Annotated in this window: 18 protein-coding genes and 5 tRNA genes; 3 read left to right on the top strand and 20 right to left on the bottom strand. The window is 39.7% G+C overall.

Translation table 11 applies throughout. The annotated features are described in order from the left end of the window. Positions 1-227 precede the first annotated feature (227 nt). From celB to EF384_RS07440, 7 genes are all read right to left on the bottom strand, one after another. Positions 228-1619 (bottom strand): PTS cellobiose transporter subunit IIC, encoded by a 1392-nt coding sequence (gene celB, locus EF384_RS07470; protein WP_123780789.1) that lies wholly within the window; start codon positions 1617-1619, stop codon positions 228-230. Between the two features lie 48 nt (positions 1620-1667). Continuing rightward, the gene (locus EF384_RS07465; RefSeq protein ID WP_123780788.1) at positions 1668-2165 is read right to left on the bottom strand and encodes a hypothetical protein; all 498 of its coding nucleotides are present in this window, start codon (positions 2163-2165) and stop codon (positions 1668-1670) included. Positions 2166-2195: 30 nt separating this feature from the next. Further along, positions 2196-2516, bottom strand: a complete 321-nt coding sequence (locus EF384_RS07460) for a PTS cellobiose transporter subunit IIA (RefSeq protein WP_123780786.1) — start codon at positions 2514-2516, stop codon at positions 2196-2198. Positions 2517-2532: 16 nt separating this feature from the next. Beyond that, positions 2533-2877: a PTS cellobiose transporter subunit IIB gene (locus tag EF384_RS07455; protein WP_123780784.1), complete on the bottom strand. Its 345-nt coding sequence runs from the start codon at positions 2875-2877 to the stop codon at positions 2533-2535. Between the two features lie 27 nt (positions 2878-2904). Continuing rightward, positions 2905-3609: a GntR family transcriptional regulator gene (locus tag EF384_RS07450; RefSeq protein WP_123780782.1), complete on the bottom strand. Its 705-nt coding sequence runs from the start codon at positions 3607-3609 to the stop codon at positions 2905-2907. Positions 3610-3632: 23 nt separating this feature from the next. Continuing rightward, on the bottom strand, positions 3633-5048 hold the full coding sequence (locus EF384_RS07445; RefSeq protein WP_123780780.1) for a glycoside hydrolase family 1 protein: 1416 nt from the start codon (positions 5046-5048) through the stop codon (positions 3633-3635). A gap of 313 nt (positions 5049-5361) precedes the next feature. Continuing rightward, positions 5362-5952 (bottom strand): histidine phosphatase family protein, encoded by a 591-nt coding sequence (locus EF384_RS07440; RefSeq protein ID WP_123780778.1) that lies wholly within the window; start codon positions 5950-5952, stop codon positions 5362-5364. Positions 5953-6141: 189 nt separating this feature from the next. On the opposite strand from EF384_RS07440, the gene EF384_RS07435 reads away from it, so the two are divergent. Beyond that, the gene (locus tag EF384_RS07435) at positions 6142-7170 is read left to right on the top strand and encodes a 3-deoxy-7-phosphoheptulonate synthase (protein ID WP_123780776.1); all 1029 of its coding nucleotides are present in this window, start codon (positions 6142-6144) and stop codon (positions 7168-7170) included. An 83-nt stretch (positions 7171-7253) separates the two neighbouring features. Here EF384_RS07435 and EF384_RS07430 read toward each other — a convergent pair whose 3' ends face one another. From EF384_RS07430 to EF384_RS07415, 4 genes are all read right to left on the bottom strand, one after another. Then, a complete protein-coding gene (locus EF384_RS07430; RefSeq protein WP_123780774.1) occupies positions 7254-8087 on the bottom strand; it encodes a MetQ/NlpA family ABC transporter substrate-binding protein in 834 nt (277 codons plus the stop codon). Between the two features lie 509 nt (positions 8088-8596). Next, entirely contained in the window at positions 8597-9610 is a 1014-nt protein-coding gene (locus EF384_RS07425) for an LLM class flavin-dependent oxidoreductase (protein ID WP_233570070.1), read from the bottom strand. A 64-nt stretch (positions 9611-9674) separates the two neighbouring features. After that, the gene (locus tag EF384_RS07420; protein WP_123780771.1) at positions 9675-10244 is read right to left on the bottom strand and encodes a chromate transporter; all 570 of its coding nucleotides are present in this window, start codon (positions 10242-10244) and stop codon (positions 9675-9677) included. Next, positions 10241-10840, bottom strand: coding sequence for a chromate transporter (locus EF384_RS07415; RefSeq protein WP_123780769.1), 600 nt, complete (start codon positions 10838-10840; stop codon positions 10241-10243). The genes EF384_RS07420 and EF384_RS07415 overlap by 4 nt, the downstream gene beginning before the upstream one ends. A 328-nt stretch (positions 10841-11168) precedes the next feature. On the opposite strand from EF384_RS07415, the gene EF384_RS07410 reads away from it, so the two are divergent. Then, a complete protein-coding gene (locus EF384_RS07410; protein WP_158607418.1) occupies positions 11169-12311 on the top strand; it encodes a DNA/RNA non-specific endonuclease in 1143 nt (380 codons plus the stop codon). A gap of 81 nt (positions 12312-12392) precedes the next feature. Here EF384_RS07410 and EF384_RS07405 read toward each other — a convergent pair whose 3' ends face one another. From EF384_RS07405 to EF384_RS07390, 4 genes are all read right to left on the bottom strand, one after another. Beyond that, entirely contained in the window at positions 12393-13439 is a 1047-nt protein-coding gene (locus EF384_RS07405) for a zinc-binding dehydrogenase (RefSeq protein WP_123780765.1), read from the bottom strand. Between the two features lie 118 nt (positions 13440-13557). Beyond that, positions 13558-14718 (bottom strand): MFS transporter, encoded by a 1161-nt coding sequence (locus EF384_RS07400; protein WP_123780763.1) that lies wholly within the window; start codon positions 14716-14718, stop codon positions 13558-13560. 70 nt (positions 14719-14788) lie between these two features. Further along, complete coding sequence (locus EF384_RS07395) at positions 14789-15352, bottom strand: cysteine hydrolase family protein (RefSeq protein WP_123780761.1); 564 nt, start codon at positions 15350-15352, stop codon at positions 14789-14791. 32 nt (positions 15353-15384) lie between these two features. Beyond that, positions 15385-16050 carry a GNAT family N-acetyltransferase gene (locus EF384_RS07390; RefSeq protein ID WP_199729735.1) on the bottom strand — a complete coding sequence of 222 codons (666 nt, stop codon included), beginning with the start codon at positions 16048-16050 and terminating at the stop codon, positions 15385-15387. A gap of 279 nt (positions 16051-16329) precedes the next feature. Here EF384_RS07390 and EF384_RS07385 point away from each other — a divergent pair, with 279 nt between their 5' ends. Continuing rightward, positions 16330-16938 (top strand): SDR family oxidoreductase, encoded by a 609-nt coding sequence (locus tag EF384_RS07385; RefSeq protein ID WP_158607417.1) that lies wholly within the window; start codon positions 16330-16332, stop codon positions 16936-16938. A 207-nt stretch (positions 16939-17145) separates the two neighbouring features. On the opposite strand, the gene EF384_RS07380 is transcribed toward EF384_RS07385, so the two are convergent. From EF384_RS07380 to EF384_RS07360, 5 genes are all read right to left on the bottom strand, one after another. Further along, positions 17146-17229: transfer RNA gene (locus EF384_RS07380), tRNA-Leu, on the bottom strand. Positions 17230-17268: 39 nt separating this feature from the next. After that, positions 17269-17339, bottom strand: a tRNA-Cys gene (locus EF384_RS07375). Positions 17340-17348: 9 nt separating this feature from the next. Then, positions 17349-17420 (bottom strand) — tRNA-Gln (locus tag EF384_RS07370). 10 nt (positions 17421-17430) lie between these two features. Beyond that, positions 17431-17503 (bottom strand) — tRNA-His (locus EF384_RS07365). 15 nt (positions 17504-17518) lie between these two features. Next, positions 17519-17589 (bottom strand) — tRNA-Trp (locus tag EF384_RS07360). Positions 17590-17644: the final 55 nt, after the last annotated feature.

Raw genomic sequence — 17644 nt, 5'->3', positions numbered from 1 at the left:
TGCGATTCGCTTTTCCCAACTTGAAAATCACAGCGACTTTTGCAATTCGTTTTTTCTCATTTTGGAAACCAGAATACGCTGTGAGTTTCACTTTCAGTTTATTTAAGATAAGATATGTACAATCAGGCGAAACAAACAAGTTACACTTACCAGCCCCTACTTATACCCAAATAAAAAACATCCATGAACCAAATTCCGGTTCATGGATGTTTTCATTTGCGTTGCGATTAGAATGCGAAGAAGTCTTCTTCGTCACCTTCAACAGCAGCTTCACGTGCACGCTCTTCTTCAAGCAAGCGTTTGTCGTATTTTGTAATGAATGGGTAGTAAACAGCTAAGGCTGCTAATACACAGACAACAGCTAAGACAGCTGCGCGCCAGTCAGCAGTACTAATGAAAGCACCGATACCAACAGGCATTGGCCATGGTTGTTGTGCAATGATTGGGTTTACTAAACCTAATCCAGTTGCAAAGTAAGCGATTGTCGCAGTTACCATTGGCGCACCAATAAATGGTAAGAACATTGAAGGGTTGTAGATCATTGGAACCCCAAAGATGATTGGTTCATTGATGTTGAATAAAGCTGGTACGATAGCTGTTTTCCCTAAAGCTTTCAATTGTTCTGAACGAGCAAAGAAGGCTAAGAAAATAGTTAAACCTAAAGTCGCACCGGCACCACCGATGATTACATAAGCGTTCCAGAATTCACCGGCAAGAATATGATCAGCACCAGCAGCATTTTCAGCCATGTTTGTTAACAAGATTGGGTTAACTAAAGACGTTACAATTGTAGAACCGTGGATACCTACACTCCATAAAGCGTGGATTAAGAACACGATTACTAACACACCAATGTAAGAACCAGTAATGTTGGTTACGAAACCAAATGGTGCTTGAATTAATTGGAACAAGTCAGTACCCATTGCTACTAAGATACCGTTTAAGATGATTACAGTGAATGCAATAACGAAAGTTGGTACTAAGGCTGTAAATGAGTTAGCAACCCCTTGAGGAACTGCATCTGGCATCTTAATAACCCATTTTTTCACGATACATAGACGGTATAATTGAACAGCAATTACACCCATGATGATGGCTGTAAAGATACCAATTGTACCGAAACGAGTTACCCCGTCACCACCCATAGCCCAACCATTAATGATTGTAGTCGTATCAGTGATTTCAGTCACACGTACCATCGCGCCATCTTCAAATACTAATTGTGGAATCGCCATTAAGAAAGCAAATAATGAAAGTAAAGCACCATTGACTGGGTTCATATCTAAACCTTCATCGTCCACATATACTTTTGTAAATTCATAACCTAATACAACTGAGAAGTATAAAGATAAAACACCCATTGTTGCAGTATTTGCTAACATGTACAATTGTGTGTAGTTTCCAATAGTCGCGTCATAAAAGCCTTGTAAAGCAGGAATGGCTGTTGGCAAGATATTTAATACCAAGAACAAAGAACCAACAATGGTAAATGGAATAACCGCAATACCTGTATTCATAATGGCACGTACAAATTTAGTCGTTGCCATTTTCCCCAATGGATTCATGATGTATTTTTCTAAGACACCAAAGAAACCGCTTGTTTTGTTTTCTTCAGACATTTTCAACAACTCTTTTCTTTATAAATTTTTTGATAAAAATATTGCTGACTAAGATGAGTATTTTTCATAACGTTGAATATATTGATATTTCTTGTCTTTGTTTAAGTGAATGCGATGTATTTTGAATAAACATACACCTGCGATCACCATACCGATTGCCAAAATGATATTTACAAGCATTTTTGCTTCTGGTGAAACATCCATGAATGGATACAAATACGCGAATACACGATCATTTAGTGATACTAAAAATAGTGCAATATTCACAATAAATTGTGACTGAAAATAAATTTTTGAATACTTCAATTTATTTTCATGAACCCAATAAACCTTAATATACTCGAATGCTGCCATACCTCCCAGGATAACCATTATCAAGGGCACAACAATCGAAGATACTTGTGTAAATAAATTCATAAACAACCAATATAAATTGGCAATGACACTAAAAGCTAACGCATAACGGATAAAGAGGAAGCGATTAAACTTAAAGTTCCGTAAGGCTAGTTCTTTTTCTTGTGCTTGCACTTCTTTACTTCTTTTCATGTTTAATCGTAGTCCTTTCCTATGCGTTCCCTAATTTCCTTTGACAACTTTATACATTTCCAACATTTCCATCGCCATTTCACGTAAAGTGGTTGACGTCATCAAGTGGTCTTGTGCATGGACCATGATAATTTCCATGTTGATATCTTCACCATTCGCATAACGGTGTAATAGATCCGTTTGTGCATTGTGCGCCTCTACTAAAGCATCGTTTGCCTCTTGTAATTTTGCTTCTGCTTCTTCGTATTTACCTGCACGCATTAATGGGAAAGCTTCATGTACCAAAGTACGGCCGTTTCCAGCATGCAAGATAATTGTGAAAGCAATTGTTTGAATTTCTGCTGATTCCATTTAGTATCCTCCTCTCTTAAGAATTCTTTTCAGCTTGAAGTAAAGGTTTCAATTCAGTGAAGGTCAATTTAGCTAAGTTTGTTACCCCATCTTCTGTAGGAATGTAAGCTTGTGGTGGGATATTGGCAACAAGTTTTCCTGCTGTTTCTGCTTCTTTAGCGATTTGGTCGTAGTACATTTTAATTTGTGGTGAAACTAGGTATAAATCAAATTCACCTTTTTTGAAGAATTCTTGTGATTTACTTACCGTAGTTGCGTCTAATTCAATTGGTACATTTTTTTCTTTGAAAAAGTCTGTTGCTTTTTTCGCCATAAGTGATGATGACATACCTGCGTTACAAATAATTAATGCTTTTTTCATGATAATTCCTCCAATAAAATTTATTTACTAATAGAATGTTGATGGAACGAAGAAATGTGACCGGTCTTTCTGATACCAAGTAATGCTGTAATCGAAGATTGTGCCATTCGGTAAAAAGAATTGGTTGATCAACTTCATTCCGTATGCACCAGGGGTTTCCTCTAAATACCTTGTTGCCTCTGCATCCAAGGGCAAAATTTTGAAATAGGCATTGGAAAAACCTGGATCGATATTATAGTGTTCTCTCAAATATCTAAATATTGAACCTGATGCGATTTCTTTATCCATATACTTGATTAATTTCTTTCGGTAATAGGATATTTCATAGGCTATCGGTCCATTTGCGGTATACCGCGTGCGTTTTACTAAATATATATCCTCATTGGCCTCACAAGCTAATTGTTCAATCAACTCATTCGTTGGCTTAATGATAGATACTTCAATCACTTTGTTAATTAAATCACCCTTATGCAAGCTTTGACTCAAGCCGTTTGGACGGTTTAAATTCACAAAGCCATCTAATCTCAACTCTCTGACAAATATGCCTGAGCCTTGAACTTGATAAATTTGCCCCTTTGCTTCCAAAATATCAAGGGCCTTGATAATGGTTGATTTGCTCGCCTTAAATTGCTCGGCGAGCGCATCAATCACGGGTAACTTATCATGCTGCTTTAAATCATTGTCCTCAATATATTGGGTGATTGCATGGGCAATTTCTTTATATTTAACCATTGCATCACCTCTCGCTAAGTCTCTTAGCTTAAATCTTGACCATTGTTTGCAATTACACCTTGGTACCAGAAGAATGAATCTTTACGGTAACGTTGTAAACTACCAACACTTTCATCATCGCGATCAACATAGATGAAGCCGTAACGTTTACGAATACCTTCATGTGTTGAAATCAAGTCGATTGCTGACCATGGGTTGTAACCTAACATTTCAACGCCATCACCAATGGCTAATTTCATTTGTTCAATGTGGGTACGTAGGTAGTTAATACGGTAGTCGTCATGGATTTTACCATCTTCAGTTAATTCATCGTATGCACCCAAACCATTTTCTGTAATTAAAATTGGTAGATGGTAGCGAGAGTAAATTTCTCGAAGAGTAGCTCTGAAACCAATTGGGTCTATTTCCCAACCAAATTCTGTTTTTGGTAAAAATTCATTATCCACGCCCAGGAACATATTCTCTAAACCTGAGTTTTCTTGTTGGCTCTTAAACTCAACTTCGTATCCATCTTGGGCTTCATATTCGCGAACAGTCAAGGTGTTGTAGTAGTTAATACCCAAGAAGTCTGGTTTAGCATTCGCTAATGATTCAAAGTCACCTTCAACGATATCCGGTAAAGCATCTTGATCTGCTAACCAAGTCCAAACTAAGTTGTTGTATTTTCCATAAACTGCCATATCCAAGTATAACCAGTTTCGAATAGCATTCGCGTTTTGCGCTGCTAAGGCATCTTCAGGTTTTTTGCTTGCTGCATAGGCAATGGCAATGTTTGGTGCTGGTGCGATTTTTGCATCCGGTAGTAATTGGTGACATAATTCCATGGCTTTCGCTTGTGCGACTAGCATATGGTGGTTTTGTTGGTAAATTTCTTTGGTGACATTTTCAGTACCTTCAGGAACACGAAGGGTTCCAATAACATTCCCAACTAAAGTCAACATGTTTTGTTCATTAATCGTTAACCAGTATTTCACGCGGTCGCCGTATGTCTCAAATAATAATTTGGCATAGTCTACAAACCACTGAACTGAATCACGATTACCCCAAGAACCTAAATTATCTAAAGCTGCTGGCATATCAAAATGGAACATCGTCACAATTGGTTCGATATTATGTTTGATACATTCATCGATTAAGTTTGAATAGAAATCTAACCCTTCTTGGTTCACTTCACCTTTACCATTTGGTAAAACACGTGACCATGAAATGGAGAAGCGGTAAGATTTAAAGCCCATCTCAGCCATCAAAGCGATATCTTCTTTATAGCGGTGGTAATGATCCACTGACACTGTTAAATCTGCTGTACCCTCTGGCAAGACTTTCGTATCTTGACTTGATGGTCCTTTACCATTGGTTAAGCTAGCACCCTCAACTTGATAAGCTGAACTTGATGCACCCCAGAAAAAGTTACTTGGAAATTCAATCGTTTTCTTTGTCATGAAACACCCTCCATTTTTTGTTAACGCTTACAACTACTTGTAAAAAAATTTACGTCTGTGAATTTGATAACCTGTTAATTGTTATCTGATAAATAAATTATAAGGGTACACTTTAATTGAGTCAATAGAAATCGCTTACAAATTGAATAATTATTTTCACTTTATATTTTTTGCAAGAAAATACACACCGATAAAATCCCCTTATTTCAGTCAAAAAGGCCTGATTATTGCCAGATAATTCAAAAAAATAATTTTCAAATGCACAAAAAAAGCCAGGACATTTCATCCTAGCTCATGAACGTTTAAATAATGATTAACCTTCAAATCCTGAAAAATCATGATTGATGACTTCATCTAAGGTGAAGACCCCATCTTCTACATTGAAAACCATGGTTGAACAGTTAGTGAAGCCTAAATCTGCACTAGCATATCCCTTGTATCCTGTTAAACCACGTAAAGCATTGGCACAGAAGGCACCATGACTGACAACTAAAATATGATTACTATGATCATTTGCAACCAGGTCTTGCAAGGCCTTGACTGCCCGTTCTTTAAATTCTTCCTGCCCTTCACCACCGAATTGGACGAAGAAATCACCATAAGGTAGTGGTGGGTTTAAATTTTCTGATTCTGATTCAAAGACACCAAAGTTCCATTCTTTCAAAGATTTCAAACGTGTATATGGCATATCGGGTCCAGCCATAATTTCCAATGTGTCACTCGCACGTTCGGATGTGGAACTATAGGCGGCATCAAAGGTGATGCCCGCATTTTTAAAATAGTCGTGGGCAACTTGGGCTTGATAAATGCCCAATGCTGTTAATGGGGAATCTGATGCCCCTTGAATTTTCTTACGAACATTGAACAATGTTTGTCCATGTCGGGTGAGATAAATTTTGGTCATGAATATATCCTCCTTGTTGATGAAATCGTATTCATGGTCATTGTAAAAGAAATTTTTGATCAGTGCAAATATACTTTTGGGGAGGTTATACATTTTTCATAGAAAAAGACACACTTCTCTATAAATAAAATGCTTTTTCCGCTATTGTTTGTTAAAATAAGCTTAATACCTATTATAGGAGGATTAAAAATGAGTTTCAAACCAATTAGTGAACCAGTCGACTTTGATGCCGTTAAAGAATATGCCAAATTAACTGACGAAGAAAATGCTATTAAAGAAGCACGCGATAAAGAATTGAAAGCAATTATGAGTGGTGAGGATGATCGTTTCCTATTGATTATCGGCCCTTGTTCTGCTGACAATGAGGATGCAGTTTTAGAGTATGCACATCGTTTAGCTAAATTACAAGAAGAAGTAAAAGATAAAGTTTTCATCGTACAACGCGTTTATACGAATAAACCAAGAACCAATGGTGACGGCTACAAAGGCTTGTTACATCAACAAGACCCTACTGGCGAAACTAGCTTGGTACGCGGTATGAAAGCTGTTCGCAACATGCACCGTCGTGTGATTGTGGAAACAGGTTTAACCACAGCGGATGAAATGTTATACCCAGATAACTTACAATTCGTGGAAGATTTAGTATCTTACCATGCTGTAGGTGCGCGTTCTGTTGAAAACCAACAACACCGTTTCGTTGCATCCGGTTTAGATAGCCCAGTAGGTTTGAAAAACCCTACTTCTGGTAACTTAACCGTTACTTTTAACGCTTTACATGCAGCGCAAAAACCTCAAGAGTTAATGTTCTCAGGTCAAGAAGTCTTAACTACTTCAAATCCTTATGCACATATTATCTTACGCGGTGGTACCTTAGAAAATAAAGAAATCGTACCAAACTACCACTACGAAGATTTAATCAAAACAATCAACAACTACCAAAAAGAAGATTACAAGAATCCATTTATCGTTGTGGATACAAACCATGACAACTCAGGTAAAAAATACCTTGATCAAATTCGTATTGTTCAAGAAGTTTTACAAAACCGTAAATGGAATGAAGATATCAAAGCATACGTTCGTGGCTTCATGATCGAATCTTACTTACAAGATGGCCGTCAAGAACCAGGTGGCGATGTATTTGGTCAATCAATCACTGACCCATGTCTAGGTTGGGAAAAATCAGAAAAACTTGTTCGCTTCATTGCTGACAACATTTAATGCATGATGTTTTCATAAACAAAAAGAGATGCTCCCTTTTAAGGGAAGCATCTCTTTTTTGCATCATTTGTTTGTCAATCTGCTTAGTTTACTGGTTCATAGCCGTAGTCAGACCATGCTGGCACTTGACCACCGTTGTAAGTTTCTTCGATTAATTGTGCTGTTTCTTCAGTTTGGTAAATTTCAACGATTTGTTGGAATGTTTCGTTGTCTGCATTATCTGCCGGTGCAGCGATCACGTTGATGTATTGTGCTGAAGATTCATCATTTGGTTCTAAGAATAAAGAATCATCTTGTGGTGAGTAACCTGCATCTACAGCGTAACCACCATTGATCACAGAATAGTCAACATCTGTGATTGATCGCGCAGTTTGCGCTGCATCTACTTCTTGGATATCCAAGTTATACGGATTTTCAGTAATGTCATCAACAGTTGGAATGAATGAAGCAGATGCTTCTGCATCTAAGGTAATGAAGCCAGCTGTTTGTAGCAAGTTCAAGGCACGGCCACCATTGGTTACGTCGTTAGGAATCGCAATTGATTGTCCTTCTGCAATTTCTTCGATAGATTCATGTTTTTCTGAATAGATACCTAAAGGTGCGATCACAGTGTTTCCGATTGCTGTGAAGTCATTCCCAGAAGTTTCTTCATAGTTGTTCATGAAAATAATCGTTTGGAATGAGTTTAAATCAACAGAACCGTCCGCTAACGCTTCATTTGGCGTGTTGTAATCTGTAAATTTCACTAACTCAATATCAATACCTTCTTCTTTGGCACGTTCAGCAACACTGTCCCAAATCGTTGTATCGTCCCCGACTACCCCAACTTTTACTGTTGTTTCTTCTGCTGATCCACAAGCTGCTAATAATAATGATGCTGCCAAACCAAAACCTGCTAATTTCACTAATTTACTCATTGTACATTCTCCCTTTTATCCCTATATTTTCGCAATGCAATTTTATGCAAAAAAAACATCCTTAGTCCAAATAGCTGATCAACTATCTCGACTAAGGACGCATTTTGCGTGGTACCACCTTACTTCAGGAACATATCATTCCCCTCAACACCTACGAGCCTTGTTTTTATAAACGCCAGCTGATAGGTTTAGCCTGTAACGTAGCTAAAACGAGTTTATCTTATGTTGCTGACTCTATCCTCACAAAGTCACAACACTCGACGCCCTAAAACCCTCGAGGACCATTTTCAATACTTGTCATTAGTCCCTTTCACCATGTGGAACCTCTCTAAAAACGACGCCTATTTACTTATCCTGTCATCGGTAATATCTATAACAATCTTAGCTAATCATGGATTAACTGTCAACAAAACGCCCATTCCGATTACATATCATCTGTAATAGTTTCAAACTATCACACAAAAAAGCACCCAATCACATTAGACTGGGTGTTTTGAAATCAATTGCACTTAAATTTTATCAAACATTTCTGCCAAATAACGGTAAGAACGTAGCCGCTTTTCTTCATCAAAAATTGGTGCATAAACAAGGATTTCATCAATACCCAGTGTCGAAATTTCATCATCCAAAATCGCTTTTACTGTTTCCTTAGACCCCTTGATAATAAAGCGTTTTGCCCAATATTCTTCCAACAAGGCTTGTGCTGCCGGACCAAATTGGTAAGCTTTCGCTTCCTCAGGATCCATATTCGGTAACCTTTGCCCCGTACGAATACCCATTTGCATCAACTCAATTGGACGCGCCAAGTAATCCGCCTCTTCATCCGTATCCGCCACAATAATCATGTACGACACCATGACCTTAGGTGCATCGAAGAAGACACTCGGTTCAAAACGGTCGCGGTACAACTTAAACACATCCGGATCAGTCTCGATACCGAAGAATTTGGCAAAAGAGTAACCAAGCCCCATTTGTGCAGTCACTAGAGCTGACTGACCTGATGAACCCAACATCCATGGTTCCGTCAACGTCGACAGATTTTGTGGCATGGCACGCACCTTCCCATAAAAACCAGGCGCAGGTTGGTCCGCCAAGTAATCGGTAATCACATCGATTTTGTCATACATATCTGTAAAAGTTTGCGCTCTACCTTCAGCTAAGGCTTTAATTTCATCCGGGCCAGAACCAGGTGCGCGTCCTAAACCAATATCAATTCGTCCTGGTGCAAGTGCCGTTAGCACCTTGAAATTCTCCGCAATTTTCAGTGGTGAATAATGCATAATCATGGTACCACCTGTACCAAGATGAATGCGGTCAGTTTGCCCCGCAGCATATGCCGCAAGCAATTCTGGCGATACTGAAGCCAAGTTTGGCATATTGTGGTGTTCCGCAAACCAATAACGTTTGTAGTTTAAGTCTTCAATATTTTTCACAAAACGCATGGTACGTTTTAAAGCTTGTTCAGCCGTTTCACCCTTGTTGATGGTCACTAAATCGTGTACCCCTAATTCCAATATGAACACTCCTTCTTATTTAAATCCTACTTCTATTATACAGAGTCATGCGTAAAATCGATGCTAGGAAGGCTTATCCCACAAGACTTGATGCCATGCCGGCAACGACATTCAGGATACCCGCAAACAGCATAATTAAGACTGGATCCAATTTGGTTTTGTAGAGCATGGTTAAACAGATGGCAAAAATAGCCACCGCCGTCAACTTCACGGTTGAAATACCGATGACTTGGTCACCCCAAAAACTGGTAATCAAAATCGATAACCCAGCTGTCGCAATCAAGGCCACAACCACAGGACGCAAAGCTTTCAAGACATATTGCAAGCTATCCAAATTACGATATTTCATGTAAATCATGGCCAATATCGTAACGATAATTACCGACGGAAAAACGGCGCCTATTGTGGCCACGAGACCGCCCGGAATCCCCGCAATTTGGTTACCCACAAAGGTTGCTGAGTTCAAGGCGATTGGCCCAGGCGTCATTTGCGAAATAGTGATTAAGTCTGTGAATTCCTGGATTGTCAGCCATTGGTGATTGTCTACGATTTCCTCTTGGATTAAAGGTAATGCCGCATAGCCACCGCCGAAACTGAAGGCCCCTACTTTTACAAAAGATATAAAGAGTTCCCAATAAATCATGCCTTACTACCTCCTTTGTGACGTTCGAGCAGAAACTTGCCAATACCCAGCAAGGCGGCACATAAAATGATCAACATAACATTCACATTGAAGAAATAATTGGCCACAAAGGCAACCACCATTGCCCCAATTAAAATTGGATTCTTGGTATCGGTGATTTGTAGTGCCATGCCAATCACAACTTTAACGATAACAGCGGCAACTCCAGCCTGCATCCCTTCTAGTAATAAGGCAATCCAAGTATTGGTCCGGAAAGCATCATAGAAGAAGGAAATGAAAGTGATGATGGTAAAAGGTGGAATAATCGTTGCAAGCACGGCCGTAAAAACGCCCCACATGCCCACTAATTTATAACCGATAACAATAGCCCCGTTCACAGCAATAGCCCCAGGCGCTGACTGGGCAATAGCTACCAAATCCAGCATTTCATCATTTTCAATCCAGCCATAGTCATCGACGAAGGTTTTCTTCAATAAAGTGATGATGACATAGCCACCCCCAAAAGTGAAGGCACTCAACTTCAAGGTAGATACAAATAATTTTCGTAAAATACTCGCCCGACTTTCTTGGCGAATATCCGTCTTTTTGTTAGACATAAGACTCCTTTCTTCGCAGTCAAGCTGCGCATAAGATATACTACTTTCATTATACACAAATCAGCTGAAAGTATGGGCTAATGCGGAGAAGCTAAAGTGCTTTTACCACAAAAAGCATGGTACAATATATTGAAGTATTTTCATTTTTTAAAACAAAAAGCACAATAGAATAGGAGTTGGTCCCATGATCAACATCATTATATTTTGCGCCTTTATTTATTTTTTATGGCGCGGATATCAATTTTTACAAGGCGGTCAGAAAGCCATCAAACGCGGCAAACCTAGAAAAAAATTTAAAATTGGCCCTATCGTAATTGCTGGTCTGTTAGTGCTTGGTCTTATTGGCGCAATCGCCAACACTGGTGACCAAGGGGATGCAGTTGCTAGCGAAGAAGAAACGACGAGCCAGGTGGCTTCTGAAGTTTCCACTAATTCGTCAAGTGCGGATGAAGCATCCAGCAAAACAGAGGCATCTAATGCAAAAAGCGCATCGATAGCTGCGAGTGAAGCCGCAGCCTCAAAAGCTGCCTCGGAAAGTGCAGCCATTGCTGCAAGTGAAAAAGCCGCTTCAGAATCAGAGGCCAAGGCCGCATCTGAAAGTGCAGCAGACGAAAAAGCAAAACAAACGTCGCAGTTGGCTACCACTGAGCTTAGCCAGGTTCGTGAAGTACCGTCTGATCAAAGCCATATTAAAATTAATGGGAATGTGCCCTTTTTCACCGATGAAGACATCACATCAACGGAGGCCTATGAAGCTTACGGAGATTTGGATGGTTTAGGTCGGGTGACGCAGGCGAATGCAGTGCTGGGAACGGAATTGATGCCGGATACTGACCGCGAGTCGATTTCGGAAATCACCCCAACTGGTTGGCAGCAAGCGAAATATGCCAATGTATCGGGCGGTTGGCTCTACAATCGGTCCCACCTTATCGGCTACCAACTGACGGGCGAGAATGCTAACCCACAGAATTTGATGACGGGGACGCGCTGGTTTAATGTCGAGGGGATGTTGCCTTTTGAAAACTACGTGGCCAACTATATCGAAGAAAATGATTACCATGTCCGCTACCGTGTGACGCCGGTTTTCGATGGCAATAATCTGCTCGCTAGCGGTATCTACATGGAAGGTTTCTCTATCGAAGATAATGGCGATTTGCAATTTAATATTTATATTCCGAATCGTCAGCCCGGCGTTGAAATCAATTATGCCGATGGTACGAGTGTCGGTCCAGAAGGTCCTACTCAAGATGAAGAACTTACACCACTACAATCCTACTCAAGCGAGCCACCAGCTGCCGAAGAAGCAGCCCCTGCAACAAGCAATGACATCAGCGGGATTGATGCAAATGGCAACGGCCAAGTCAGCATCAAAGAAGCCAAGAATGCCGGCTTCCAAATGCCAATCGACAGCAGTCATTGGCTCTACCAATACATGACCGATGGCGATGGCGACGGCATGGTCGGTGAATAAGCTACATATATAAAAAAACCAGCAAAGCTAAGGCACGGCCCTACTTCTGCTGGTTTTTTTCGTATAACATTATATATTCAATTAGTCGCTAACCACTACCATGGATTTAATCGTTTTACGGTCTTGCATATCTTTATAAGCTTGGTTAATGTCTTCAAGAGCATAAGTTTGTGTAAATACACGACCAGGGTTAATGTCCCCGTCCAAGACAGCTTTCAACAAGATTTGTTTATCATAAGTCGTTACAGATGCTGAACCACCCGCAAGTGTAATATTTTGGGCAAAGGTTGAACCAATCGCACGGTTGTTGTAATGCGGTACACCAACATAACCCACACGACCACCATTGTGTAAAACACCTAGGGCTTGATCAAATGCTGCTTCTGTACCCACACATTCAAGGGCTGCATCCGCACCGCCACCAAGAATCTCACGCACTTTGGCAATACCTTCCGCACCACGTTCAGCAACAACCGCAGTTGCACCAGATGCTAACGCCATTTGTTGACGGTCTTCATGTCGACTCATCAGTACAATTTGCGAAGCGCCGCGCATTTTCGCAGCAATGACTGCACATTGACCAACAGCCCCATCACCAATCACGACGACCTTGTCACCGCGTTCCACATTGGCACAACGCGCTGCATGATAACCAGTTGGCATTACATCAGCAAGCGTCAATAAAGATTTAATCATCCCCTCTGAATAGTCAGATGGTTGACCTGGAACCTTTACCAAAGCCCAGTTACCAGAATGGAAACGAATGTATTCAGATTGGAAACCGTGAGACCAGTTCGAATAACCAGGATGATTATCACACGTACCATCAAAACCTGCACGACAAGCGTCACATTCACCACATCCATGTGTAAACGGCACAATGACAAAGTCGCCCGGTTGAACCGTAGTAATGTCGTCCCCTACAGCCTCAACAATCCCTAACGCTTCGTGCCCATCATTCACTGAATGGGCCTCTTTGTTGTCACCATGGGCATATGACCATAAATCAGAACCACATACACATGCACGCACAACCTTGATAATGACATCATCACTCGCTTGAATAATTGGTTTTTCTACATCCTCAATCGTTACCAAACCTGCTTTTTGAAAAATTGCTGATTTCATAAAATCCTCCTTGCATCCCAAATAGGATAAGTAGCATTGCTATCACTTCAATTAAATGATATCTTACACCAGATGTAACACCTGGAGTTAACTCCAAGTCAAGCAAGGCTATAAAAATTTACTTGATTATTTTGTGAAAAAGAACAGCCGAAGCCAATAATACGAACCCCAAACCCACAAAACTAGTCGCAAAGCCAAATGTATCTATGGCCACGCCAACCACTGGAAAGATAAAAATCATGGCTAAACTAAACATCATTTCACTCACACTCAGTAAGGTAGCACGGATATCTGATTCAAAATCTTGTTGAATATCATTGTTAAAAATAGGCATATACATGGTCACTAAACCATCGGCTAATAAGTAAATCAGCACATACATGCTTGGCAAATCGAACCACGCGAAAAGCAATATCGTACCAACCAAAGGTACTAGCCAGGTAAACAGCTTTCTAGCAGACCATTTCGCACCAACTTTATTGGCTAACCAGACGGCAATAATATTCACTATACTTGAAACAAGCATAATCAAACTAATTTGCCACGATGTATACTTGGTAAACTCATGTTGAAAATAAAAATAGAACATATACATCAAAGCAATCATTGCTTGGTTGAGAATGATCCATTTCATCAAACGCGGATTTGTTCTTATAAACACACGGACATTTCGTGTGATTTCCTTTAAAGTTGGGCTTTCTTCACCCTTTAGTTTTACATTGGGTTCCTTCATAAATGAAATAAGTACAATGACCACAAGGGACATGGCATTTTTTATATAGTAGGTATAATCTAATAAACCATGTACAAAAAATCCCGCCGTCATCATTCCTAAGGCGCTTGCTGCTTCCAAAACCCCAGAAATAAAACTCGAATATTTTAAATACTTATCTTCTTTTCCGGCTTCTTTGGCTGATTCATAAAGAAAAGCCATACTGGTTCCCGAATCAAAATTATAGGACCATGCAGTTAATATAAAACCAAGTGCATATAACCAGAAATTCCCATTCGCCGTCACCATCAATATTGCAGAAATAATGGACATGAAGCGACCGATATAAAAATTACTTTTATACGAGAAACGGTCCGCCAACATACCCGAAGGCACCTCAGATAGTAAACTAGTTAAATGGAGAATACTTTCCAATATACCAATCTGCCACAAAGTCATGCCATTTTGACTTAAAAATAATAGCCAAAATGAGTTTATCCCAAAAAACGATAAAAATTCTACTGCCCCTAAAATAGGGACATTCCTTACATATGAACGTCTAAACATGTTCTTACCCTAACCTAACCTTTTTCTTCATATTACACTTGCAGACAATGCTACAACCATATTTCCCATATCATACTATCTCATCATATATCGTCATGGCTTCCGCTGTATATAGAATTTTGGCAAATTCTTCATTCAAAGTCGCAATCGAAATATCTTGAATCTCATTCGCCGGAATCATATTGCCATGATGATCTGATAAAGCAAACGATGCCGTCGCATCTTCAATTAAATAGGTTTGATATCCTAAATTCGCAGCCATACGAGTCGTTGTTGACACACAATGAGGCGTAGTTAACCCCGCAATCACCAAAGTCTGAATTCCATTATTATTCAGGATTTCTGCTAAATAGGTATTAATAAATGCACTATTCACTGATTTAGAAATCACATTTTCCCCTTCGATAGGTTGCAACAAATCATGAAAAGCAACCCCTGCACCTTTCGCATAAAATCGCGAAGATGGGTCATCACTCACATGCCGTACATGAATCACTGTGTCCCCATTGGCACGAAACTTATTTAATAAACGTGCCGCATTCATTTCAGCAACATCATTGCTGCTGAACCCCCACGAACCATCACGAAACGTTTTTTGGAAATCTATTAAAAGTAAGGCCTTTTTCGCTTTCATTTTCTTGCTCCTAACTGGCGCTTCAATGAAAATTAAAACGCACTTAACGATTGGATTTGTTGACCATCCGCATCAAAATTACCCTCATCTAACCATTTGGCTAAACGTGCCTTTTTCGCCGGCCATTCACCATCAATAATTGAGAACCAATTCGTATCACGCGTACGATGTTTATATATAATTGCCTGTCTAAAGGTCCCTTCAAAAGTAAAACCTAAACGTAGCGCCGCATTTCTAGAAGGTTCATTCAAACTATCACACTTCCATTCATAACGACGATAGCCTAAATCTTCAAATACATGCTGCATCATCAAATATTGTGCTTCCGTTGCCTTCTTAGATTTTCTAAGTTCAGGTGAATACAACACGCCACCCATTTCAATCACACGATTCTTCGGATCAATTCGCATAAATGAAAAAACACCCACCATTTTTTGGCTGTCATTATCAATAATGGCTACATAGTAAGGATCCTTTGAATGCACTAACATCTCAAAATAACTTTCAAATGTTGCCGAATCTCTAATCGGTTCAATAAACATATAAGTGAAACTTGCATCATCGATCTGATTTACATACATATCATAAGCGTCATCATGATGTTTCGGCGCAACCTTCTCCAAAGTAACCGACGCGCCAACAATCGATTCAAAACTAGGTAACGCGCCCGGTTGATCATTCTCTAAATAATCGCCAATTGGTTGATTAAACTCATTCACTCTCATTAAAAACACTCCTTCAGCAATATGTATTTCTCAACTTACATAAAATCATTCTTGAATATGTACCATAATAGCAATAATTAAGGGATTTTAATATAGCTTTGTGAAAAATATATACCAGGTTTTGATATAGCCATTAACTCATTAACCACTAGTATATCGCTCAAACCCTAAAAAATAGCTATGACAAGCATCCCGTATTATAATAGGACAATAGATTACGCAATAACATTGCCAAGAAAAAGAGGAATGAACATGAATATATTAGTACTGGGTGGCAATGGTTTTGTTGGCCAAGAAGTTTTAACGTTAGCCCTTGAAAAAGGCTACCAAGTTTCCTATTTATCTCGCCATCCTGGTGAGGGAGAACTATTTACCAACCCAGCTGTGACTTACATCCAAGGAGATTTACTGGCTGCAGATAGCATACGCTTAAACCAAAATTACGATTGGATCATCGACTTAGTCGGTAGTATCACACCCAAAACCTTAGATGCCTTAAATGTGCAAGCACGGAAAGGTACAGTTGCATTAGCAAATACAAATCACGTACCGAACATCCTATATTTATCCGCTAATGTCGGTTATCCTTCCTACGTCAAAACAAAACGAGCTGGCGAAGCCATTATTCAAAAATCTGGCCTTAATTATATCATCTTACGCTCAGGACTCATTTATGGGCCAGGCCGTCCGTCTTCCCTAAGCACAGCAATCCTGGTTAAATTTGCTATTAAGATACCTTTAATTGGTAAAGCCTTCAGTTCAATAGCACCAACACCTGTTGCGAATGTTGCAGAACAAATCCTTACTGCAATTGAACAAGAAACACGTAACCTAGTTAAGAACATTGAAATAAGAAGTTAATTTTTTTAGCACCTGACAAGCTTTAGGTGCTTTTTTTAATTCACCTAATAACTCCAAGTTGTTTTACACATATCCCTTCAAAATTGGTGCAAAAATCATTTAAAATATCCTTTATTTTTGAAAAATTTGGGGTATAAAAAAAATAGTCTAAATGTTGATTTAACAACATTCAGACTATTTTATCGTATTAGGTTTTGAACCTATTAATACCGGTGGCCGGGGTCGAACCGGCACGTCCGTGAGGACACTGGATTTTGAGTCCAGCGCGTCTGCCAATTCCGCCACACCGGCAAATCAATAATATGCGTATGTCTTGGTTAGAAGCGTGAAAGGCGGTAGTCGGATTTGAACCGGCGATCAAGCTTTTGCAGAGCCATGCCTTACCACTTGGCTATACCGCCATAATGCAACTGGGATAGCTGGATTCGAACCAACGCATGACAGAGTCAAAGTCTGTTGCCTTACCGCTTGGCTATATCCCAATAAAAAAAGGGCGAGTGATGGGAATCGAACCCACGAGTGTCGGTGCCACAAACCGATGCGTTAACCACTTCGCCACACCCGCCAAAATATTAAAAAACAGGGACAGTAGGAATCGAACCCACAATGACGGTTTTGGAGACCGTAGTTATACCGTTTAACTATGTCCCTATCCAAGTAATATCCCTTAGTTTAAAAGAAATAATGGAGGGAGAAGGATTTGAAC

Source organism: Aerococcus agrisoli, assembly GCF_003797145.1.
GTDB classification, from domain to species: domain Bacteria; phylum Bacillota; class Bacilli; order Lactobacillales; family Aerococcaceae; genus Aerococcus; species Aerococcus agrisoli.
This window is presented reverse-complemented; position numbering and strand designations above follow the sequence as displayed.